This window comes from Sphingobium sp. KCTC 72723 (assembly GCF_014280435.1).
GTDB lineage: Bacteria > Pseudomonadota > Alphaproteobacteria > Sphingomonadales > Sphingomonadaceae > Sphingobium.
This window is the reverse complement of record NZ_CP060388.1, coordinates 1,907,172-1,928,524: the sequence shown is the minus strand read 5'-3', so window position 1 is coordinate 1,928,524 and position 21,353 is coordinate 1,907,172. Positions and strand designations below refer to the sequence as shown.

At 63.1% G+C, this 21,353-nt stretch carries 21 protein-coding genes; 6 read left to right on the top strand and 15 right to left on the bottom strand.

All coding sequences use genetic code 11. The annotated features are described in order from the left end of the window. Positions 1 to 65: 65 nt before the first annotated feature. The 4 genes from SPBM01_RS09570 to SPBM01_RS09555 all read right to left on the bottom strand — a co-directional run bounded on the left by SPBM01_RS09570 (position 66) and on the right by SPBM01_RS09555 (position 4,177). Complete coding sequence (locus SPBM01_RS09570; protein ID WP_188065274.1) at positions 66 to 2,522, bottom strand: TonB-dependent receptor; 2,457 nt, start codon at positions 2,520 to 2,522, stop codon at positions 66 to 68. Positions 2,523 to 2,686: 164 nt separating this feature from the next. Beyond that, a complete protein-coding gene (locus tag SPBM01_RS09565; RefSeq protein WP_188065273.1) occupies positions 2,687 to 2,875 on the bottom strand; it encodes a YezD family protein in 189 nt (62 codons plus the stop codon). A gap of 102 nt (positions 2,876 to 2,977) precedes the next feature. After that, the gene (locus tag SPBM01_RS09560) at positions 2,978 to 3,646 is read right to left on the bottom strand and encodes an RBBP9/YdeN family alpha/beta hydrolase (RefSeq protein ID WP_188065272.1); all 669 of its coding nucleotides are present in this window, start codon (positions 3,644 to 3,646) and stop codon (positions 2,978 to 2,980) included. 165 nt (positions 3,647 to 3,811) lie between these two features. Continuing rightward, entirely contained in the window at positions 3,812 to 4,177 is a 366-nt protein-coding gene (locus SPBM01_RS09555) for a PRC-barrel domain-containing protein (RefSeq protein WP_188065271.1), read from the bottom strand. 100 nt (positions 4,178 to 4,277) lie between these two features. Here SPBM01_RS09555 and SPBM01_RS09550 point away from each other — a divergent pair, with 100 nt between their 5' ends. Next, a complete protein-coding gene (locus tag SPBM01_RS09550; RefSeq protein ID WP_188065270.1) occupies positions 4,278 to 4,709 on the top strand; it encodes an OsmC family protein in 432 nt (143 codons plus the stop codon). Here SPBM01_RS09550 and SPBM01_RS09545 read toward each other — a convergent pair. The 9 genes from SPBM01_RS09545 to SPBM01_RS09505 all read right to left on the bottom strand — a co-directional run bounded on the left by SPBM01_RS09545 (position 4,706) and on the right by SPBM01_RS09505 (position 15,088). Continuing rightward, complete coding sequence (locus tag SPBM01_RS09545) at positions 4,706 to 5,608, bottom strand: DMT family transporter (RefSeq protein WP_188065269.1); 903 nt, start codon at positions 5,606 to 5,608, stop codon at positions 4,706 to 4,708. The genes SPBM01_RS09550 and SPBM01_RS09545 overlap by 4 nt on opposite strands. Before the next feature lie 55 nt (positions 5,609 to 5,663). Further along, the gene (locus SPBM01_RS09540) at positions 5,664 to 6,476 is read right to left on the bottom strand and encodes a class I SAM-dependent methyltransferase (RefSeq protein WP_188065268.1); all 813 of its coding nucleotides are present in this window, start codon (positions 6,474 to 6,476) and stop codon (positions 5,664 to 5,666) included. Between the two features lie 112 nt (positions 6,477 to 6,588). Next, on the bottom strand, positions 6,589 to 8,115 hold the full coding sequence (locus tag SPBM01_RS09535) for a CpaF family protein (RefSeq protein ID WP_188065267.1): 1,527 nt from the start codon (positions 8,113 to 8,115) through the stop codon (positions 6,589 to 6,591). 358 nt (positions 8,116 to 8,473) lie between these two features. Beyond that, positions 8,474 to 8,728: an ATP synthase F1 subunit epsilon gene (locus tag SPBM01_RS09530; protein ID WP_188065266.1), complete on the bottom strand. Its 255-nt coding sequence runs from the start codon at positions 8,726 to 8,728 to the stop codon at positions 8,474 to 8,476. Between the two features lie 118 nt (positions 8,729 to 8,846). Then, the gene (atpD, locus tag SPBM01_RS09525; RefSeq protein WP_188065265.1) at positions 8,847 to 10,292 is read right to left on the bottom strand and encodes a F0F1 ATP synthase subunit beta; all 1,446 of its coding nucleotides are present in this window, start codon (positions 10,290 to 10,292) and stop codon (positions 8,847 to 8,849) included. A gap of 24 nt (positions 10,293 to 10,316) precedes the next feature. Further along, positions 10,317 to 11,201 (bottom strand): F0F1 ATP synthase subunit gamma, encoded by an 885-nt coding sequence (locus SPBM01_RS09520; RefSeq protein ID WP_188065264.1) that lies wholly within the window; start codon positions 11,199 to 11,201, stop codon positions 10,317 to 10,319. A 56-nt stretch (positions 11,202 to 11,257) separates the two neighbouring features. After that, positions 11,258 to 12,787 (bottom strand): F0F1 ATP synthase subunit alpha, encoded by a 1,530-nt coding sequence (gene atpA, locus SPBM01_RS09515; RefSeq protein WP_188065263.1) that lies wholly within the window; start codon positions 12,785 to 12,787, stop codon positions 11,258 to 11,260. 2 nt (positions 12,788 to 12,789) lie between these two features. Then, positions 12,790 to 13,344, bottom strand: coding sequence for a F0F1 ATP synthase subunit delta (locus tag SPBM01_RS09510; protein WP_188065262.1), 555 nt, complete (start codon positions 13,342 to 13,344; stop codon positions 12,790 to 12,792). 184 nt (positions 13,345 to 13,528) lie between these two features. Then, complete coding sequence (locus SPBM01_RS09505; protein ID WP_188065261.1) at positions 13,529 to 15,088, bottom strand: S1C family serine protease; 1,560 nt, start codon at positions 15,086 to 15,088, stop codon at positions 13,529 to 13,531. A gap of 113 nt (positions 15,089 to 15,201) precedes the next feature. Between SPBM01_RS09505 and ada the strand changes: the two genes are divergently transcribed. From ada to SPBM01_RS09480, 5 genes are all read left to right on the top strand, one after another. Further along, complete coding sequence (gene ada / locus SPBM01_RS09500; protein ID WP_262504378.1) at positions 15,202 to 16,260, top strand: bifunctional DNA-binding transcriptional regulator/O6-methylguanine-DNA methyltransferase Ada; 1,059 nt, start codon at positions 15,202 to 15,204, stop codon at positions 16,258 to 16,260. 123 nt (positions 16,261 to 16,383) lie between these two features. Beyond that, positions 16,384 to 16,917 carry a YfiR family protein gene (locus SPBM01_RS09495; RefSeq protein WP_223177810.1) on the top strand — a complete coding sequence of 178 codons (534 nt, stop codon included), beginning with the start codon at positions 16,384 to 16,386 and terminating at the stop codon, positions 16,915 to 16,917. A 4-nt stretch (positions 16,918 to 16,921) separates the two neighbouring features. Further along, positions 16,922 to 18,145, top strand: a complete 1,224-nt coding sequence (locus SPBM01_RS09490; RefSeq protein WP_223177807.1) for a diguanylate cyclase — start codon at positions 16,922 to 16,924, stop codon at positions 18,143 to 18,145. A gap of 13 nt (positions 18,146 to 18,158) precedes the next feature. Next, positions 18,159 to 18,653: an OmpA family protein gene (locus tag SPBM01_RS09485; protein ID WP_188065259.1), complete on the top strand. Its 495-nt coding sequence runs from the start codon at positions 18,159 to 18,161 to the stop codon at positions 18,651 to 18,653. Between the two features lie 11 nt (positions 18,654 to 18,664). Beyond that, entirely contained in the window at positions 18,665 to 18,850 is a 186-nt protein-coding gene (locus SPBM01_RS09480; RefSeq protein WP_188065258.1) for a hypothetical protein, read from the top strand. A gap of 107 nt (positions 18,851 to 18,957) precedes the next feature. Here SPBM01_RS09480 and SPBM01_RS09475 read toward each other — a convergent pair whose 3' ends face one another. Together SPBM01_RS09475 and SPBM01_RS09470 are read right to left on the bottom strand one after the other, a co-directional pair. Continuing rightward, the gene (locus tag SPBM01_RS09475) at positions 18,958 to 19,179 is read right to left on the bottom strand and encodes a DUF1289 domain-containing protein (RefSeq protein WP_188065257.1); all 222 of its coding nucleotides are present in this window, start codon (positions 19,177 to 19,179) and stop codon (positions 18,958 to 18,960) included. Continuing rightward, positions 19,179 to 21,347, bottom strand: a complete 2,169-nt coding sequence (locus SPBM01_RS09470; protein ID WP_188065256.1) for a primosomal protein N' — start codon at positions 21,345 to 21,347, stop codon at positions 19,179 to 19,181. The genes SPBM01_RS09475 and SPBM01_RS09470 overlap by 1 nt, the downstream gene beginning before the upstream one ends. Positions 21,348 to 21,353 lie beyond the last annotated feature (6 nt).

Sequence of the window (21,353 nt, the reverse complement as noted above, 5' to 3'; positions counted from 1 at the left end):
ATGACCGCCGCTCCCGCTCCTTGCAGGTTGTGCGGGCGAAAGGCCGCCCGCACGGGGTGAGATCGTCAGAACGAGAATTTGATGGTCCCGAACCAGGTCTGCGGATCACCGGGTTGACCGGCGATCAGGCCGACATTGCCCGGCGCCACCTGAAGCAGTTCCATATAATTCACGTCGAAAGCGTTGCGGACCCAACCGAACACGTCGAAGCCTTCGCCCCGGAAACCGGCGCGCACGTTGGTCAGGGCATAGCCGTTGATCCGGGTGTAGATGGAGGGCGAAGCGTTCGATTGGAAATGCGAACGGTAATTGCCATCGACGCCCAGATAGATTTGCCCTTCCTTTGCCAGCAACGTGACCGGCGTGTTGACTTCCGCGCCGTAGGAGAAGGCCCATTTCGATACGCCGGGCAGAGCCTGGCCTGAAATGTCGCACTGGCGCGGGCTAAGCGCGCCGGCGACGCCGGGCTGCGAATAGTCAGGCGTTGCACCGACCGCCTGCAATGTGCCGCCGGACAGTTCGGGCGGGCAGGGGGCGTTGGTGAACTTCTTGTACTTTGCGTCGGTGTAAGCGCCATTGGCATAGGCGCTGAACCGTTCGCTTGGCGCGATCTTGAAGTCGGCCTCTATGCCCTGCGACCGAACCTTGTCCGCATTGGCCAGATAGCCGCGCACCGTGCCGAACTGCCCGCCATTCACCGTCGCCTGGAAATCCTTGATATCGGTGCGGAAGGCCGTGAGGTTGAAGGTTGCCCGGCGATCCCAGAACTGGGTCTTGATGCCGATTTCATAATGATTGACCGATTCCGGCTTCACCGTGCTGGCGGACAGGTCCGGCAGGTTAGTGACGCTGTTCAGCGGCAGGCCGTTCTGGTTGATGCCGACGGTCTTGAAGCTTTTGGCATAGGTCGCATAGGCCAGGATGTCCGGTGCGATCTTGTAATTGACGTTGAAGTCGTAGCTGAAATTCCATTTGCTGACCGAAGGCGACGTGCTTTGCGGCTGATATACGCCGCATTGCGCCGCCAGAACCGATCCTGCGGCCGGGACGGGGGTGCAACTGATGACCTGGCCCTGCCCATTGGTGACGATACGTTCGTAAAAGCCCGACTTCTTGTCATAGTTGAGCCGCGCGCCGGGCTGAATGGTCAGCGCGTCGGTCACTTTCCAGCTGACCTGCCCGAACAGGGCGGCGCTGGTGCTTTTGAGATATTGGGTGTTGGATGCGGTCAGGCCATCGAGAATGCTGGCGTTGGCCGCCTGCGCGCCGGTCAGGCTCCAGCGGCTGGCGTCTATGCCCTGGGATTCTGTTCCCTGCGTGTCGATCCGCTGCTTGAAGCCGAAGGCGCCCAGTACGAAATCGATTCTGTCGCTGGTGTAATTATAGCGCAATTCCTGGCTATACTGATCCTGCTGCGAGGGATTTTGCGACCGGGAAACGATCGAAAGTCCGGTGAAATCGCGGTCATTCTCTGGCTTCCAGTCCCAGAAGCGCCAGGCGGTGACCGATGTCAGCGTGCCAGCGCCCAGATCCCATACTGCCTTGAGCGATGCGCCGCCAATCTTGTTGCCCGCGTTCAAATTGCTGTCGAGATCGGTCAGCCGGTCGTAGGGATTGCGGCTGGGAACCTGATAGGCGCGGCCAGCGGCATTGGCCGCCGCGACGAGTGCGTCATATTGACGGTTAAGCGCACGCTGGGTGCGGCCTACGCGCACGAAGACGGTGCCATAGCCTTCGGGATCCTGCTTGCTATAATCACCCGCCAGCGTGATGCTGAGGTCTTCGTTGGGTTTGAACAGCAATTGCCCGCGAATACCCAGATTGTCCTGCTCGTTGATCCAGCGCTGGCTGGTCACATTGTAGATCGTGCCGCGGCGGGTGGTAGAGGCGATGGCGATGCGCGCGGCGATCGTGTCCGACAGCGGGCCGGATATAGCGGCCTTGGCCTGCTTGTAATTGAGATTGCCCACGGTCAGTTCGGCACGGCCTTCGAAATCGAAGGTCGGCTGGTTGGTTGTGATGTTGATCGCCCCGGCCGTCGTATTCTTGCCATAAAGCGAGCCTTGCGGCCCACGCAGCACTTCGACCTGCGCGACGTCGAGGAAATCGAAGGTCGCGGCGGCGACACGCGAATTATAGACGTCGTCGACATAGATGCCCACGCCCTGTTCAAAGCCGTCGCTGGTCAGGCCGAACGGCACGCCAAGGCCACGGATATTGACCGAAGTATTGCGCGGATTCGACGTATAGACCTGCAATGTCGGGGCAAGCTGTTGCAGCTTGACGATGTTGAAATTGCCCGTCGCTTCGATGCTGTCGCCCCGTATGACGGAGATGGCGAGTGGCACTTCCTGCGCGGTTTCCTGACGACGGCGCGCCGTCACGACGATGACGTCGCCGCGCGGATTTTGCGGCTGGACGGCGGGATCGGCCTGTTCAGGCGCGGCATCCTGCGCAAAGGCGGAAGGCACGGCGAAGGAGGCGCTCGCCACGCTGGCGAGCAACAGAAAACGCGCAATCATGATAGTCCCCTTTTTCCGGATGTCCGGTGGTTTTGTCGATCGCGGCGTTTCCGGTGGTCCGGTCAAAGCCTGTAGAAAGTGGGAATGATAGTGATAGTTGCGGATCATCCCCGGCCGCACGGGTCATGGCGACCCGTTAGTTCTGCGCGCTCCTACACTGCCTGTCAGGCGGTAAGGCGCGTCTTTTCGGTCACGTCGATCTGCACCACACGGGCGTCATGAACGGTCAGCGTGATGGACCCGAAGCGCAGGTCACCAAGGACGCTGCGCACCTTGTCGATGCTGGTCGCGATGTCGGCCCGCTGCGGATCGGTGCGGCCGTTGCGCAAATCATTGGGTCTGGTGTCTGTCATATCTAACCTCTGCCCGCTTATTATCTCAACTTGATTGATAGACAAAAAAGCAAATATAAGGGGCGCGCAAGTTTCTCTTGTCGCGCCCCTTGGAAGGTGAGCTTATCGAGTTGCCGACCAGCTCGTCGGCTTGCGCGCGGACGGGGCCATAGGGATGGCGGGGCGTTGTTGCCGCACGGCCGACGCCTGTTCCTGCGCGTTGTCGATCAACCGTTCCAGCAGCGTCTGGCCCGCCTGCCAAGCGCCTAACCCTGAATCGGCGTTGATATGTCCGGCATGACCTGCATCGACGAACTCGCTGCCCCAATTCTTGCCCATGCTGTGCGCACGTTCAAAGAAGATATAGGGATCGTCGCGGCTGGCCACGATGATCGAGGGGAAAGGCAATTGCACGCGCGGGGTGGGGCCGAAGCCGCCGATGGTTTCGGGCGTTTCCATCCGGTCGCAATCTGGCGGAGCGACCAATAAAGCGCCGGTCACAGGCCAGCCATAGGCCTGACTCTGCAACGCGCCCCACCATGCGACGGCAAGGCAACCAAGGCTGTGCGCGGCCAGAATGACTGGCCCATCCACTTCGCGGACAGCCGCATCGAGCCGGGTTACCCAGGCATTGCGATTGGGGCTGGCCCAACTACCCAGATCCACTCGTTGGCAATCGCCGCGCGTGTCTTCCCACAGGCTTTGCCAATGTCCTGGCCCGCTATTGTTGAGGCCGGGGATAGTCAGCACGACCGGCTGGCGCGTGTCACCCGAAAATCCGAATCGCTCCATGATCTGATCCTCATCCTGCTTGTCGAGGCTCTGACCATAATTCTATTCTTATAGTAGACAATAGGTGCGCGACCAAATGTGTCGGAATATGGGCAGGCGGTTGGTTGGTCGTCCGGCAAGGACGGCGCGGGGCTACGCAGGGCATCTCCGCGCCGTTCAAACTGGTCACCAGGGGTAGATCAGGCCATAATATTTGTAGACGTTGCGGCCGTAGCCATCGTCATAATCCGGGCGCTGGTCTGTGTTGTAGCGCGGCGCATTGTCCAGCACCTGCTTGTCGAGTTCGACCACATAGCCGCCCTGCTGCGTGTCATAGTTCAGCATCGACCAGGGCAGGGGATAATGATCATGTCCCACGCCCAGAAACCCGCCGAACGACAGCACGGCGTAGCGCACCTGTCCACTCGCCTTGTCCACCATGAAGTTCGATATGCGGCCCAGTTTTTCGCCCTGTCGGTTATACACCGCGGTGCCTTCGACGCGATCCGACGCGATCAGGCCGCTGTTGTGGTCATGTGCCAAGTCAGTCATTGTCACTCTCCTGCATCAATGTTCTGATGGGTATGCAACCATGGGGAGCCACGCGGGTTCCCCGACCGTCCTACAACCCGGTTTTACACGGAGCATCGACATGAAAATCAATCGTAGCGGTTCGGCGGCATGGAGAGGCGGACTGAAGGATGGCAAGGGCACGATTTCGACCCAAAGCGGCGCGCTGGATGCCTATCCCTATGGCTTTGCCACGCGGTTCGAGGGCGTGCCGGGCAGCAACCCCGAAGAATTGATCGCAGCCGCGCACGCCTCCTGCTTCACGATGGCGCTGTCGCTGATCCTGGGTGAAGCCGGGCTGACGGCGGAGAAGATGGAAACGAGTGCAGTCGTGACGCTGGAAAAGCTGGACGATGGCTTTGCGGTGACGGCCAGCGCCCTGACGCTCAAAGCGACCATTCCCGGCACCGACGATGCGACCTTTCAGGAACTGGCGGGCAAGGCGAAGGCCAATTGCCCGATTTCCAAGCTGTTGAAGGCGGACATCAGCCTGAGCGCGGAATTGCTGGGTTAACGCCCTGCCTGCCTGGCGCGGACATGTTCGCGCCAGGCGATATAGAGGCCGCTGGCGATGATGAGGGTTGCGCCGATCCATGTCGTCGCCATCGGCCAATCCTCGCCGATCGCCACGCCCAGCAACGTGGTCCAGATGATCGCGCTATAGTCCATCGGCAGCACAACCGATACCGGACCCCATCGCAGCGCGGCGGTCAGGCAAATCTGCGCCACGCCGCCGAACAGCCCGATCAGCAGCAACAAGCCCCAGGTCAGCGGATCGTGCATCTGCGCGAAGAAGGGCATGGCGATACCCAGCGGCAGCATGGACAGCGCCGTGAACCAGAAGACGACGACGCCCGCGCTTTCGGTGCGGCCCAGTTCGCGCAGCACCAGGCTGACGCTGGCGGTCACGACAGCCGCCGCGATGGCAACGGCCACGCCTTGCATCGGGAAATGGCCAGCGTCTGGCCGGACCATCACCAGCACGCCGACAAAGCCCAGCAGCACCGCGCTCCAGCGATGGATGCCCGTGACCTCGCGCAGGATCAGGGCGGACAGGATCGTGCCGAAGATCGGCATGGTGAAACCGATCGTTGCTGCTTCTGCCGGAAGGAGGAGGATGTAGGACAGGAAATTGAGCGTCATGCCCATCAGGCCCAGCATCATGCGGTTGGCGTGAACACCGATGCGGCGGGTGCGCAATGCGCCCAGTCCACCGGCCATCGCGACCCATGCCAGCACGAAGGGTAGGGCCAGCGCTTGCCGATAGAATAGCGATTCGACGATATGGACGCCGCGCTGATTGGCCAGCCGAACGGTCACGAACATGATCGACAGGCAAATCACGGCCGTCAGGCGCAGGCCAATAGCGAAAAAGGGCCGGTGCGGTCGGTCGGAAGGTGGTGGGACGGTCACGGACGTGCCTTAACCCGGTTCCGCCTGTGCGCAACCGGGTTAAGGCGGTGCCGGATTATTTGACCGGCTTGCGGAATTTCAGGGTCATGCGGTCGCTTTCGCCGATGGCGAGATATTTCTCACGATCGACATCCTTGTTGGTCAGCACCGGGGGCAGGGTCCACACGCCCTTGGCCCAGTCGGACATATCCTTCGGATTGGCGTTCACTTCCGACGCCCCGACATATTGGAAGCCGGCAGCCTCCGCGATGCGCCGGATGGTGGAAACCTTGAGATAGCCGCTGCTCTTTTCCAGCGTGCTGTCGCGTGCTTCGGGCAGGCGATGATCGACGATGCCCAATGTGCCGCCGGGTTTCAGCACGTCGAAAAAGGCTTTGAACGTCGCGGCCTCGGTTCCGCCCATCACCATATTATGGACGTTGCGGAAAGTCAGCACGGTGTCGACGCTGGCGTTGGGGACAGCGGCAAGTGGGACAGTCCATGGGACCAGCTTGACCTTGCCATAAGTGGCCGGGTCAGCATCCAGCTTGAGCTTGAGATTATCGAAGCCCTTGCCGGCCGACTGGGCGGCGTAGAAGCTGCCCTTGTCACGCAGCAGGGGGGCGAGGATTTCGGTGTACCACCCTCCGGCGGGCGAATATTCCAGCACGGTCTGGGTCGGTTTGATACCGAAGAACGCCAGCGTTTCCGACGGGTTGCGATAGCGGTCGCGCGCGACATTGGCAGGGGTGCGGGTCGGCGCGGCAATGGCGGCGGCGATCGGGTCGGCGGCCTTGTGCGCGCCATGGTCGGCATGTTGCGCGGCAAGCGGCAGGGCGGGCAGGGCAAGGCCAGTGGCCAACAGCAGCGCGCGGGCGAGACGGTTCATCAGGGATCCTCTCTTCAAAAACGGAAGGAGGATGATGTGCCGTCAGCGGTGACGCGACGCAAGGGGGCTGGAGGGGAAATCCCCGCCAGCCATCATTCCTTACAGCATAGGTTCACAGGCAGGCTTCCAGAAACGGCTGGTCGAAACCGAACATCCGCGCCTTGTCGAGCGTATAGGGGCGCAGGCCCATGGAGCGATAATCGCCCACGATTTTGCCGCTGTCATCCTCATCATGATATTCGAATTTGAACAGTTCCTGGGTGACGATGACGTCGCCCTCCATCCCGATGACTTCGGTTACGTTGGTGACGCGGCGCGAACCGTCGCGCAGGCGCTTTACCTGAACGATCAGATCGACCGAATCGGCGATCTGTTTGGAGATCGCTTCCTTGGGGATTTTGATGTCGCCCATCAGGATCATATTTTCCATACGGCCAAGACATTCGCGGGGGCTGTTGGCGTGGAGCGTACACATGGAGCCGTCATGGCCGGTGTTCATCGCGGCGAGCAGATCGAAACATTCCGCGCCACGAATTTCGCCCAGGATGATGCGGTCGGGGCGCATACGCAGGGCGTTCTTGACAAGATCGCCAATCGTGATCGCGCCATTGCCCTCCAGATTTGCAGGGCGGGTTTCCAGCGGCAACCAGTGGGGTTGTTGCAGACGCAGTTCGGCCGCATCCTCGATGGTCAGCACGCGCTCGCCCGGATCGATCATCTTCGACAGGGCATTGAGCATGGTCGTCTTGCCCGAACCCGTGCCGCCTGAAATGACGATGTTGAAACGGCAGGCACCCGCAATCTTGAGCGCGGTCGCCATTTTGGGCGACATTGCGCCCCAGCCGGCGAGCATGTCGATGGTGATCGGTTTGGCCGAGAATTTACGGATCGAGATCGCCGTGCCTTTCAGGCTGAGCGGCGGAACGATCACGTTGACGCGCGAGCCATCGGGCAGGCGGGCGTCGGCCAGTGGGGTCGTCTGATCGACGCGGCGGCCGACCTTGCTGACGATGCGCTGGGCGATCTGGAACAGATGTTCCTCATCGCGAAACTTGATCGGGGCAATGAGCAGCTTGCCCTTTTTTTCGATATAGGTCTGGTCCGGGCCGTTCACCATGATGTCGGTGATGTCCGGGTCGGACAGCAATTCTTCGAGCGGGCCGAGGCCCAGCAGTTCATCGACCAGCACCTTTTCCAGCGCGAATTGTTCGCGCCGGTTAAGAGTGAGTTTCAGTTCGGCCAGCACTTCCATGATGATCGGGCGGAATTCCTCCGCCAGTTCATCCTTGGTCAGGGTGGCGGCCGCTTCGGGGTCGACTCGTTCCAGCAGGCGGGGAAGCACCTGTTCCTTGATCTTGTGGACGCTGGCTTCAAAGCCCTGCGGCCCGGCGTCGGCCACATGTTCGGCATTGGCGCGGTCCGACAGGCGGTTCATCGCATCGGCATTGCGCTGCATCTGGCTGGTCGGGGCGGCCAGCGGGTCGAAGGTCGATTCGCCGGGGAGCGCGGCAATATCCAGCGGCGGGAATTGATCGCCGCCGCGCAATTCCTCCTTGGGCGCGCCGCCCTGCATTGGCCGGGCAACGCCAAAGCCAGACTTGATGCCGGCAGGTCCATTTTTCCGTCCAAAGGCGCTCATAGCTCTCCGCCTGCATGTCACGACCGGGCCAAATGCCGGTCAGATAGGGTTGATCAAGGTGAATAAAGTGGAAACTTTGACAAATGGCTAATGGCGCACGGCGAATATGGTCGGGAAAAAATGAGAGAATGGGCCACCAAGCGAAGGGCGCATGACGGGCGTGAGATTGCCGATGCAGATCAAGCGGATGCCACGCATTTGGCGACAGCGAGATGGACATAGAGTCGCAAAAACAGCAGCACCCACAATATTGCACCACAGGGCAATATTGTGGGTCATTTTCGCGCTGTTCAGGGCAAAGAAAAGGGGCGCGGAAAGCGCCCCTTGTCGAGAATGTCAGTGATGGGGTGGTGGACGGTCAGCCTGCCTTTTCGGCGAGAATCGTCAGACCCTTTTCATTCACTTCGGCAAAGCCGCCCTGGACCGGCAGAATTTCGGGCACTGCGCCGGCCGTGGCGTAAATCTGGATGCTGCCGTCGCGCACGGTCGACATGAAGGGCGCATGGCCTTCCAGCACGCCGAAATCGCCATCGGTGCCTGGCACCACGACCTGATAGACGTCCTGCGAACGGACGAGCTTTTCCGGGGTCACGAGTTCAAAATGCAGTGCCACTATCCAAGTCCCAGCCCCTGATCGACGGCGAGGCGCCCTGAACGAGAAGGGGGCAGGCCCGCTGCGCGCGCCACCCACCCCTCAATCCCCTCCCTTGAAGGGAGGGGAAGTATCGGTTTTATGCCGCTTCGGCGGCCAGTTTTTTGGCCTTTTCGATGGCTTCGTCGATCCCGCCGACCATGTAGAAGGCGTTTTCGGGCAGATGGTCATATTCGCCTTCGACCACGGCCTTGAACGACTTGACGGTGTCTTCGACGGCCACGAACTTGCCGCTGATGCCGGTGAAGACTTCGGCGACGTGGAACGGCTGCGATAGGAACTTCTGAAGCTTGCGGGCGCGGGTGACGGTCAGCTTATCTTCTTCCGAAAGCTCGTCCATGCCCAGAATGGCGATGATGTCCTGAAGCGACTTATACTTCTGGAGGATCGACTGGACGGCGCGGGCCGTGTCGTAATGTTCCTGACCCACGGTGCGCGGCTCCAGCACGCGGCTGGTGGAGTCGAGCGGATCGACCGCCGGGTAGATACCCAGTTCCGAAATCGCACGGTTAAGAACGGTCGTCGCATCAAGATGCGCGAACGAGGTTGCCGGTGCCGGATCGGTAAGATCGTCCGCGGGAACATAGACGGCCTGCACCGAGGTGATCGACCCCTTGTGCGTGGAGGTGATGCGTTCCTGCAACTGGCCCATGTCAGTCGACAGGGTCGGCTGGTAGCCCACGGCCGAAGGAATACGGCCGAGCAGAGCGGACACTTCCGCGCCTGCCTGCGTGAAGCGGAAGATGTTGTCGACGAAGAACAGCACGTCCTGATTTTCGACGTCGCGGAAATATTCCGCGATGGTCAGGCCCGACAGGGCGACGCGCGCACGGGCGCCCGGCGGCTCGTTCATCTGACCATAGACGAGAGCGACCTTGGACCCTTCGGAAATGGCGTTGCCATCGGCGTCCTTGGCAATGACGCCTGCGTCGAGAAATTCGTGGTAGAGATCGTTACCTTCGCGGGTACGTTCACCCACGCCCGCGAACACCGACGTGCCGCCATGGCCCTTGGCGATGTTGTTGATCAGTTCCTGAATGAGAACCGTCTTGCCCACGCCAGCGCCGCCGAACAGGCCGATCTTGCCGCCCTTTGCGTAAGGGGCGAGAAGGTCGATGACCTTGATGCCGGTGACCAGGATCGAGCTTTCGGTCGACTGTTCGATGAATTCGGGTGCCTTGGCATGGATGGGCGAACGCATGTCGGTCTGCACCGGGCCGCGCTCGTCGATCGGCTCACCGATGACGTTGAGGATGCGGCCGAGCGTGGCCGGGCCGACGGGAACGCTGATCTGCGCGCCGGTGTCGGTGACTTCCTGGCCACGGGTCAGACCTTCGGTCGAATCCATCGCGATGGTGCGGACGGTGTTTTCACCCAGATGCTGGGCGACTTCCAGCACCAGGCGCTGGCCGTTATTGCTGGTTTCCAGCGCCGACAGGATCGACGGGAGCGCATCGGGGAAGGTCACGTCGACGACGGCGCCGATGACCTGTGAGATGCGGCCTACATTGTTGGTAGTTGCCATGACTGCTTCCTTGCGTGCGTGTACTTAAAGCGCTTCCGCGCCCGAAATGATTTCGACCAGTTCGGTGGTGATCGCGGCCTGACGGCTGCGGTTATACTGAATGGTCAGCTTGCTGATAAGATCGCCGGCGTTGCGCGTGGCATTGTCCATTGCGGTCATCGACGCGCCCTGTTCGGATGCGTTGTTTTCCAGCAGCGCCTTGAACAGCTGGATCGCGATGTTGCGCGGCAGCAGCTCGTCCAGGATCGCTTCTTCGCTCGGTTCATATTCGACCGTCGCGCCGATGGCGTTGCGATCAGCATCCGCCGGGATCTTGACCGGGATGATCTGCTGTTCGGTCGGAATCTGCGCCAGCGCAGATTTGAAGCGCGAGTAGAAGAGATGCGCGATGTCGAACTTGCCGTTCAGATACATCGTCGTCAGCTCATTGGCGATGGCCTGCGCCTGATCATAGCCGGGCTGCTTGGCACCGGTGGTATCGAACTGGCCGACGATGGCGCCGGGAAAGAGGCGGTTGATGACCGGGCGGCCCTTGCGACCGATCAGGTAGAAGATCACCGTCTTGCCCTGCCGCGTCAGCTCGTCCGCCTTCAGCCGGGCGGCCTTGACGATGTTCGCGTTGAACGCGCCCGCCAGGCCACGGTCGGAGTTGGCGACGACGAGGAGGTGAACCTGATCCTTGCCGGTGCCAGCCAGCAGTGGCGACGCGCCTTCGCCCGAACCGCCCGCGATTTTCGAGGCGAGCGAAGCGACGACCGCTTCCAGACGGCTGGAATAGGGACGCGCGGCTTCCGCTGCGGCCTGCGCCTTGCGCAGTTTCGCAGCGGCGACCATTTGCTTCGCCTTGGTGATCTTCTGGGTCGATTTGACCGACCCGATGCGGATCTTCAGTTCCTTGAGGCTTGCCATCTCAATCCCGAATTCAGTGTAGGGAGGCCGCCGGTCACCCGGCGGCCTTCATCAAATCACGCGAACGTCTTGCCGAAGCTGTCGAGCGCGGCCTTGAGCTTGCCCTTGGCTTCGTCACCCAGATCCTTGGTATCGCGGATCATGGTCAGCACGTCGGCATGATCGTGGCGCAGATAGGCCAGCATCAGGTCTTCGTAGCGGTTCACGTCCTTGACCGGGATCGCGTCCAGATAGCCGTTGGTGCCAGCGAAGATCGACGCGGTCTGTTCCTCGAAAGGCAAAGGCGAGAATTGCGCCTGCTTGAGCAGCTCGGTCAGGCGCGCACCACGGTTCAGCAGCTTCTGGGTCGAAGCGTCGAGGTCCGAACCGAACTGGGCGAAGGCGGCCATTTCGCGATACTGCGCCAGCTCCAGCTTGATCGAGCCGGACACCTTCTTCATCGCCTTGGTCTGCGCGGCGGAACCGACACGCGACACCGAGAGGCCCACGTTGATTGCCGGGCGGATACCCTGGTAGAAGAGGTTGGTTTCAAGGAAGATCTGGCCGTCGGTGATCGAAATCACGTTGGTCGGGATGTAGGCCGACACGTCGCCCGCCTGCGTCTCGATGATCGGCAGAGCGGTCAGCGAACCGGAGCCGTTTTCCTTGTTCATCTTGGCAGCGCGCTCCAGCAGGCGGCTGTGCAGATAGAAGACGTCGCCCGGATAGGCTTCACGGCCCGGAGGACGACGCAGCAGCAGCGACATCTGGCGATAGGCCACGGCCTGCTTGGACAGATCGTCATAGACGATGACGGCGTGCATACCGTTGTCGCGGAAATATTCGCCCATGGTCACGCCGGTATAGGGGGCGAGATACTGGAGCGGCGCGGGTTCCGAAGCGGTCGCGGCGACGACGATCGAATATTCCATCGCGCCATTTTCTTCGAGCTGCTTGACGATCTGTGCGACGGTCGAGCGCTTCTGGCCGATCGCGACATAGATGCAGTAGAGCTTCTTGCTCTCGTCATCGCCCGCGTTGGCGGCCTTCTGGTTGATGAAGGTGTCGATCGCGACGGCGGTCTTGCCGGTCTGGCGATCGCCGATGATCAGTTCGCGCTGGCCACGGCCGACGGGAACGAGCGTGTCGATCGCCTTGAGGCCGGTCTGGACAGGTTCATGGACCGAGGTGCGCGGGATGATGCCGGGTGCCTTGCGTTCGACGCGCATACGTTGGTCGGACACGATCGGACCCTTGCCGTCGATGGGATTGCCCAGGCCATCCACGACGCGACCCAGCAGACCCTTGCCGACGGGAACGTCGACGATGGTGCCGGTGCGCTTGACGGTGTCGCCTTCCTTGATCTCGCTGTCCGAGCCGAAGATCACGACGCCGACATTGTCGGCTTCCAGGTTCAGCGCCATGCCCTGAACGCCATTGGCGAATTCGACCATTTCGCCCGCCTGGACGTTGTCGAGGCCATGGACGCGGGCGATGCCGTCACCCACGGTCAGCACGGAACCGACTTCGCTAACCTGCGCTTCGGTGCCGAAATTGGCGATCTGGTCCTTGATGACCTTCGAAATTTCTGCGGCGTTGATATCCATGTTCAGCCTTTCATCGCCGTGGCGAGACTATTCAAACGAGTGCGGATGGAGCTGTCGATCATCTGGCTGCCGATCTTGACGATCAGCCCGCCCAGGATCGCGGGGTCTGTCTTTGCATCGACGGCAACCGTGCGGCCAACGCGCGCGCGCAGGTTTTGCGCCAGCGCAGCGATCTGTGTTTCGTCGAGCGGATGCGCGCTGGTCACTTCGGCACGGGCCTCGCCGTTGTGATTCGACAGCAGCGTTTCATAGGCGCGGATGACGGCGGGCAGTTGCGACAGGCGACGGTTCTGGGCGAGGACACCCAGGAATTTCGTCGTCAGCCCGTCTGTCCCCATGGAGGATGCGACGGCGCCGATCGTCTTGCCTGCTGCATCGCGGCTCAACACCGGGCTGTTGATAAGATCCCTGAAATCAGGGGATTGAGCGAGCGCGGCCTTCAACGCAGTAAGGCTTTGCGCCACTGTGTCGAGCGCATTCGCGTCGCGGGCCAGATCGAACAGCGCCACCGCATAGCGGCCGCTGAGGCTGGCTTGAATACCGCTGCTAGTTTCCACGCGCTTGCCGTCCTCCACACTTGATTTGCCGGTCATGCAAAGAAGGGGCGGCGACGTTGCCAGTCCCCCCTGTTGTCGGGCCGGTTAGCAGCGCGATTATGACTATGCAAGTCATGGTGCGCGATTCCATCGTTAGTGCGAAATCGGCGGCATTTGCCTGAGTTTTTATCGCGCCGCGAATCGGCTATTGCGCAGGAGCGGCCAATTGCGCTTCCGGGGCAAGCCGTCCTTTCTGGCAATGATAGACGATCCGTTCATTAGGCTGGGCCGGGACCAGTGCTGCCAGATCGGATTGTAACGCGGCGACGCGGGCCAGATTCTCCGGGTTCGCGCTGCATCCCTGCACGGGTTTTTGTGCGATGAGGGCGCGCGCCTTGTCCATCGTGTCGGCGTCGGGCAGCCAGCGGTCGATCCGCACCATGCCCGTGACGGGGTCGAAATTGCTGGCGGTCAGGTAATTGCCATCCGCCGGGACATGGGGCCGCTGCCACCGCGTGCCGTTAGCCACATATTGGGCGTCACCATTGACGCAGCCGCCCTCCGCCCAGCTAAAGGGGATGTCGCTGGGTTGCGATATGGTCAGGCGGCTGCGGCCCATATCGACCTTGCAGATATTGTCGCCAGCCCAGGCAAAGGCGCTGTTGCCCACGATGCTGCTGTCCTGCGCCACGGCGATGCGTTCGTCGATGCCGGCAAAGCTGGGGCGGAAGAAGAACAGGCCAAGCGCGCCGAACAGGAACAGGCCGCCAATCGAGAACCCCCAGATTGCGGGCTTTTCCTTGCCCTGCGTATAGAGGAGGCCGCCTGCACCGAGGCCCAGCACGGCGATGGCCAGCAGAACCGCCGCGCCAGCCATGGCGTTTTCGCGGGCCGTGATGACGTCGCGCTCCGCTGTGTCGCGGGCGCGGGTGAGGGCGGCTTCGCGGGCGTCGGCGCTGGCGCGCGTCTTTTGTTCGGTCGCCTGCGATTCGCGCTGGGTGATGGCGGCTTCGGCAGCGTCCGCTTCGGCCATGGAGCGGCAGGGGACGATGGTGTGGCGCGAGGCGACGCCGGCCTGCCGCAGGAAGGAGGCGATTTCGCGCCAGGATATGGCAAAGCCGAATTCGGCGTCATTGCCGTCCGACACCGACCCGAAGCTGTTGACGCCCAATACCCGGCCGCAATCATCGACCAGCGGCCCGCCGCTGTTCCCCGCGCCCAGCGGGGCGGTATGCAGCAGCGTGTCGAAGCTCTGGCCGGAGCGGCCCGACGACAGGGTGCCGCTGGTCTTTACCGTGGCGAGTGGTTCGACCATCTGTTTGAGGCCCAGACCCTGCGCACGATCGACCGTGCCGGGATAGCCGATCGCAGTGACATGCGCGCCATCGGTGACTGCTCCGGCGTAGAAGGTAGAGACGGGCAGGCGGCCTTCGTCCAGCTGGATGAGGGCAAGGTCGTTGCCGGGGGAAAAGGCGATGATTCGCCCGCCATAGGTCTTGCGCCCTTCCGACGGGATGACGCCGATGACGAGATTTTTTTCCTCCCGCACCAGTTCCACGACATGGGCGTTGGTCAGGATCTTGTCCGGGGCGACGGCCAGCCCGCTGCCATGGCCGACGAAATAGGCTTCGCTGCCGTCGGTGGCGACCAGCACGACGCGCACGACACCGCGCGCGGCGGCGGCGATGTCCTGCTGTTCGGCGTGAAGGGTGGCTGGCGCAAGCAGCGCGAGAAGCAGGGCGAAGCGGCGGAGAAGGGCGACCATATGGCGCGCATACATATTGCACGGGAGGCGCTGTGCAATCGGGAAATGCCGCAATCGCGTTTGAACGCAAGATACAGGAAGCGTCGCGATCTTTACTAACATAGGCCATATCCATGTATGTGAGTCAGCCCGCCCGTCCCGCGCCCCCGATGCCCGATCCGCAAGCCTGCTGGGCCGCCGTGCTGGCGCGCGACCGGGGAATGGACGGGCGGTTCGTGGGGTGCGTGGCGACCACGGGGATTTACTGCAAACCCAGTTGCGCAGCGCGCCATCCCCGGCGCGAGAATATGACGTTCCTGCCCGATCCGGCGGTGGCGCGGGCGGCGGGATTTCGCGCTTGCCTGCGCTGTCGCCCCGACGATGTGGCGCGCGACGAGCAGGCCGTGGCGGCAGCGATCGCACTGATCGAAGCGGCGGAGACGCCACCCATGCTGGCCGAACTGGCCGCGCATGTGGGCTATGCGCCGCATCATTTTCAACGTCTTTTCAAAGGGTTGACTGGAAATTCCCCGGCGGCGTTCGCACGCGCGTTGCGGACCGATCGGCTGAAGGCGGCATTGGCGCAGGAGGGGCGTGTGACCGATGCGATCTATGCGGCGGGCTATGGGGCGCCGAGCCGGGCCTATGCCGATGCGCAAGGCACGCTGGGCATGACGCCGAGCGCGTGGCAGGCGGGGGGACGGGGTGTCGTCATCCGATGGCGCACCGTGGATAGCAGCCTTGGCCCCGTGCTGGTCGCGGCGACGGACAAGGGGCTGTGCCGGATCAGTTTCGGCGAGGGGGAGGCGGAATTGCGTGCGCGCTTTCCGGCGGCGGAACTTCGGTCCGCCGATGTGGTCACGGACCGACTGGCGGCGGCAGTCGCGGCGCTGGTGGAGGATCCGGCGGCGACGCCCGACCTGCCGGTGGATGTGGGTGGCACGGCGTTTCAGCAGGCGGTGTGGGCCGCATTGCGCGCGATTCCGCCAGGGCAAATGCGCAGCTATGGCGATATCGCCGCCGCGATCGGTCGGCCCGGCGCCGTGCGGGCGGCGGGGACGGCGTGTGGCGGCAACGGGCTGGCGGTGCTGATTCCGTGCCACCGGGTGGTGCGCGGCGACGGGGCGCTGGGCGGCTATGCCTGGGGCGTGGAACGCAAGCGGGCGTTGCTGGCGCGCGAGCGTGACGTTTAGGCCACGGCTTGGCACCATTGCCCGACAAGTTGGAACGATGGCGTGACGAATGGTTGACTTACGGCCCGAATGGTCGGATTTTTACACCCGATTAACTATATTCGGACGGGTTTGGGGCAGAATTTGCGGCATCTGGTGTTTTGGTTGCTGTTGATGGTCCCGGTCGCGGTGATGGCCGCGCCGGTGTTGCGACCTGTGGTCATGCCGCTGGGCGATGGGCCGGACCGCATGGCGACAGGCGCGGCGCGGATGACCGACGCCATATTGGAATTCACCCGCTGGCCGACCGCCCGGCCTTTCGTCCAGCTATGCGTTGCCGGCGTGGCTGACCATGCGGGGCAACTGGACAGCATCACCCTGTCCAATGGCGCGCAGATACAGGTGACGCGCCTGTCTGACCCTAGCGGAGCGACCCGGTGCGACGCCCTTTATATCGGGCGCATGGCCGCGCTGGATAATCGGCGTTTGTTGGGCATGGTGCGCGACGCGGCGGTGGTGACCATTGCCGAAGCCGATGCCGATTGCCGCAGCGGGGCGATGTTTTGCCTGATGTTCGCGCCGGACACGCTGAATTTCCAACTCAATATCGACGCGGTTTCGCGATCGACCGTGCGGATCGACCCGCGCGTGCTGCGTCTGTCGAAAGGGGGGTATTGACGCCATGACCCATCCGGTTCCCCCGGTCATGCCGTCGTTGCGCCAGATATTGGCGCGGGTGCATATGCGCCTGATCCTGTTCGCGGTGTTGATGGCAGGGGCAACTTTGATGGTGGCAGGCGTCGTCGTCATGCGCGGCTATGCCGAACGCAATCTGGCGCTGGTCGCGCGGACCGTGGGCTATACGATCGAACCGGCGTTGCTGTTCGACGACATGGCGGCGGCGCAGGATGGTATCGCCATGGTCGCAGGCGGTCAGGGCGTACGGATGGTAGAGGTGCATGACGATAGCGGGCAGTTGATAATCCGCTGGACCCGGCCCGATGCGGGCATGGTCGCGCGGATGGAGGCGATGGCGGGCGCGCTGTTGTGGCCATCGCCAGTCACTCAGCCGATCCGCCATGGCCGGGACGTGATTGCCCGGTTGACCGTGCATGGCGATGCCGGAGCGATTGGCCGCTATATCCTGTCGGGCGCGCTGATCGCGCTGGCGTGCCTGGGGCTGACGGTCATTGCCGCGCATATGTTGGCCCGGCGGTTGCAAAAGGATGTGACCGGGCCGTTGGCGCAGATGGCGCAGGTGGCCCATGCGGTGCGTGCCGACCGGCATTTCGACCGGCGGGTGCCGGGCGCGCAGATTGCCGAAGTCGATCAGTTGGCGCGCGATTTCAATGCTTTGCTGGACGAATTGCAGCAATGGCACGCCGGTGTTCTGACCGAAAACCGGCAACTGGAACAACAGGCGACGCGCGATACGCTGACCGGGCTTGGCAATCGCGCCATGTTCGAGCGGCATTTGGCAGCGTCGGTGCAGCAGGCGCAGGACAATGACGCAGGCTTTGCGATCATCTATGCCGACGTCAACCGCTTCAAGCAGGTCAATGACGGGCATGGGCATGATGCGGGCGACGTGATGCTGATCGTCATTGCCGCCCGTTTGCGCGTGGCATTGCGCACGGGCGATCTGGCGTTCCGGCTGGGTGGCGATGAATTTGCCCTGATCCTGGCGTCCGGCACGGCGCGCGACGCAGTGGAGGCAGTAGCGGCGCGGATCGACGCGAGCATGGAACAGCCGATCATGCTGCCCAATGGCCAGAGCATCCGGTCGTCGCTGAGCCTGGGCTGGGCGCTATATCCCCAAGACAGCGCCGATGCGCGCGACCTGCTGCGCCATGCGGACGCGGCAATGTATGCCGCCAAGGGGCGGCGGCACGGAACCACCGAATGACGGACTTGATATTATGCGCCAGATTTTTTCCCTGATGATCCTGTCCCTGGCGCTGGCGGGGTGCCAGACCGTGCCGGACCGGAGCGGCTTTACCCCGCGTCAGGTCGCCACGTTGCAGCAAAACGGGTTCGAGCCGGTGGGCGACGGATGGCAGTTCGGGATGGCCGACCGGCTGTTGTTCGCCAGCGACGAAAGCGTTCTGATCCCCGCGCAACATGGCGTGATCGGTGCCATGGCGCGGACGCTGGTCGCAGTCGACATCACCGGCGCGCGGGTGGAGGGGCATACCGATTCGACCGGGACCGCCGCCTATAACGAGGCGCTGTCGCTGAAACGGGCGCAGGCAGTGGCCGACGCGCTGGGCAGCGGGGGGATGGCACCGGGCGCATTGCGCGTGCTGGGCATGGGCGCGCGCCTGCCAGTGGACAGCAACCGATCCGCCGATGGCCGCCGCGAAAACCGGCGCGTCGTCATCATCGTGTCGCCAGCAGACGCCATCCGGCCATGAGGCAAGGGAATTTGGGCTTTTCATCCGTCGCGCGTTTCGTCTGGTCTGGTTTTGGGGTCGCGTTTCGGGGTGAAGGCCTGGGCCGGGCTGGCGATGAGCTTGGCGCTGTGCGGGACTGCGCAGGCGGCGTGGTGGCAGGCCCGGTCGACATGGCGCAGGGCGCGCTGATCGAGGATGAGTTACGGCTGATCCACTAGCCGGGAACCGACGCACTGCCCGGCATCGTTAGCGCCATTCGCGCGACTGGGGTGAAATATCCCGATAGCCTTTTCGCCCCATGCGTCGGACATGCGCGAGGCAGCGATCAGGATGAAGGCGAAGTTCGACGCGCTGGTAGCGAAAAAGCCGAAGGATGGGGCAAAGGCTGGAAATCCTGCACCCGCGTCATGACAGCGGCGCGGGCGGCATCGCCCATGCTGCGCCAGTGGACGATTTCGTCGATGGTGCGGCCGCAGCCGGTGCAGGTGGCGCGCGCGGCGTCGAGTTGGCACAGGTTGCGGCAGGGAGTGACAGGGGGCGTGTTCATCACATGAAGCTGTAGGGATCGACATCCACGGCGACGCGGGTGCCTGATTTCCACACCAGATTGCCGAGCCATTCGCGGATCGCTGCCTGAATATCGACCTGCCGCGTCGCGTGGATGAGCAGGCGGTGGCGGTGCCGCCCGCGCAGGACGGACAGTGGCGCGGGGGCGGGACCATAGACGGCCATCCCTTCGATCACAGGCGCAGATTTGCCGATCAGGCGGGCGGTTTGCGCGGCTTCGTCGGCATTTTCGCTGGAGATGATGATCGCGGCAAAGCGGCCGAAGGGGGGGGCGTTGGCGCGGCGGCGATGTTCGGTTTCGACGGCGTAGAAACGTTCGGTGTCGCCGTCGATCAGCGCCTGTATGACTTCGCTGCCGGGCATTCGGGTCTGAATGAATACGCGGCCCGGTTTTTGCCCGCGCCCGGCGCGTCCGGCGACCTGCACGATTTGCTGGAAGGTGCGTTCGGCGGCGCGCAGGTCGCCCCCCTCCAGCCCCAGATCGGCGTCGATCACGCCGACCAGAGTGAGGTTGGGGAAATGATAGCCCTTCGTCACCAATTGGGTGCCGACGATGATGTCGATGTCGCCGGCCTCCACCGATTTCACGAAATCGGCGACGCGGGCGGGGGAGGAAAGTGTATCGGACGTGACGATGGCGGTGCGCGCCTGTGGCCATAGCGCTTTTACCTCGTCCGCGATGCGTTCGACGCCGGGACCGCAGGCGACCAGGCTGTCTTCCTCCTTGCAATCGGGGCAGCGGCGCGGGGTGGGGACGACATGGCCGCAATGATGGCAGGCAAGGCGGTGGGTCAGCCGGTGTTCGACCATCCATGCGGTGCAATTGGGGCATTGGAAGCGATAGCCGCAATGGCGGCATAGCGTCAGCGGCGCATAGCCGCGCCGGTTGAGGAAGAGGAGGCTCTGTTCGCCCTTGGCCATCACCTCGTCGATCGCCTTTACCAGCGGCGGGGCGATCCAGCGACCGCGTTCGGGCGGGTCGGTGAGCAGGTTCAGCCCCTCGATCTGAGGCATTTCCGCGCCGCCATAGCGGGAGGGCAGCTTGATTTCGCGGTAGCGGCCCAGTTCGACCTGATGGCGCGTCTCAATGGCCGGAGTGGCGGAGGCGAGGATGACCGGGAATTTCTCGATCAGTCCGCGCATCACTGCCACGTCGCGGGCGTGATAATGGACGCCATCTTCCTGCTTGAAGCTGGCCTCATGCGCTTCGTCGACGATGATGAGGCCCAGATTGGGATAGGGCAGGAACAGGGCGGAACGCGCGCCGACGACGACCTGCGCCTGTCCGCTGGCGATGGCGCGCCACGCCCGGCGGCGTTCGGTCTGGCGCAGGCCGCTATGCCAGTTGACCGGGACGGTGCCGAAGCGTTTTTCGAACCGTTCGAGGAAGGGTTCGGTCAGGGCGATTTCGGGGAGTAGCACCAGCACTTGCCGGTCGGCGCGGATGGCGGCGGCTATGGCTTCGAAATACACCTCCGTCTTGCCGGAACCAGTGACGCCGTCGAGCAGGAAGGGCGCGAAGTCGTGCGCGCGCACGGCGTCGGCCATGGTGGTTGCGGCTTCGCGCTGGGCGTCGGACAGGATCGGCTGGGCATGGGCCGGATCGGGCATAGGGAAAGGGGTATCGACGCTGACTTCGATGGGCTGGAAAATGTCCTGCTTGATCAGGCCGCGAATCACCGCGTCGGACACCCCGCCGATCAGCGCCAGTTCGCGGATCAGCCCTTGCCGGTCGCCGATGCGTTCGAGCGCCTGTGCGCGTTGTTCGGTCATACGTTCGGGGACTGCGCCGGTGGCGCGATATTCGATGACGGTGCGTGTCCCCTCCAGCGCGGCCATGGATGCGAGCGCCATGCGCAGCACGGCGGCGGGGGGGGAGAGATAATAGTCCGCTGTCCATTCGATCAGGCGGCGCAGCGGCGCGGGGAGCGGCGGCGCATCCACGACTTCGATCAGGTTGCGCAGGCGGTTGTCGCCCACGCTGTCGACATCGGGGAAACTCTCCTCCTCCCACACTACGCCGACCAGTTGGCGCGGGCCGAGCGGGGCGACGACGATGCTGCCGGGCTGGACCGATATGCCGTGCGGCACGCGATAGTCGAGCGGGCCAAGGGCAGCGTTGAGCAGGAGGACGCGGGCGCGGGACATGGATGA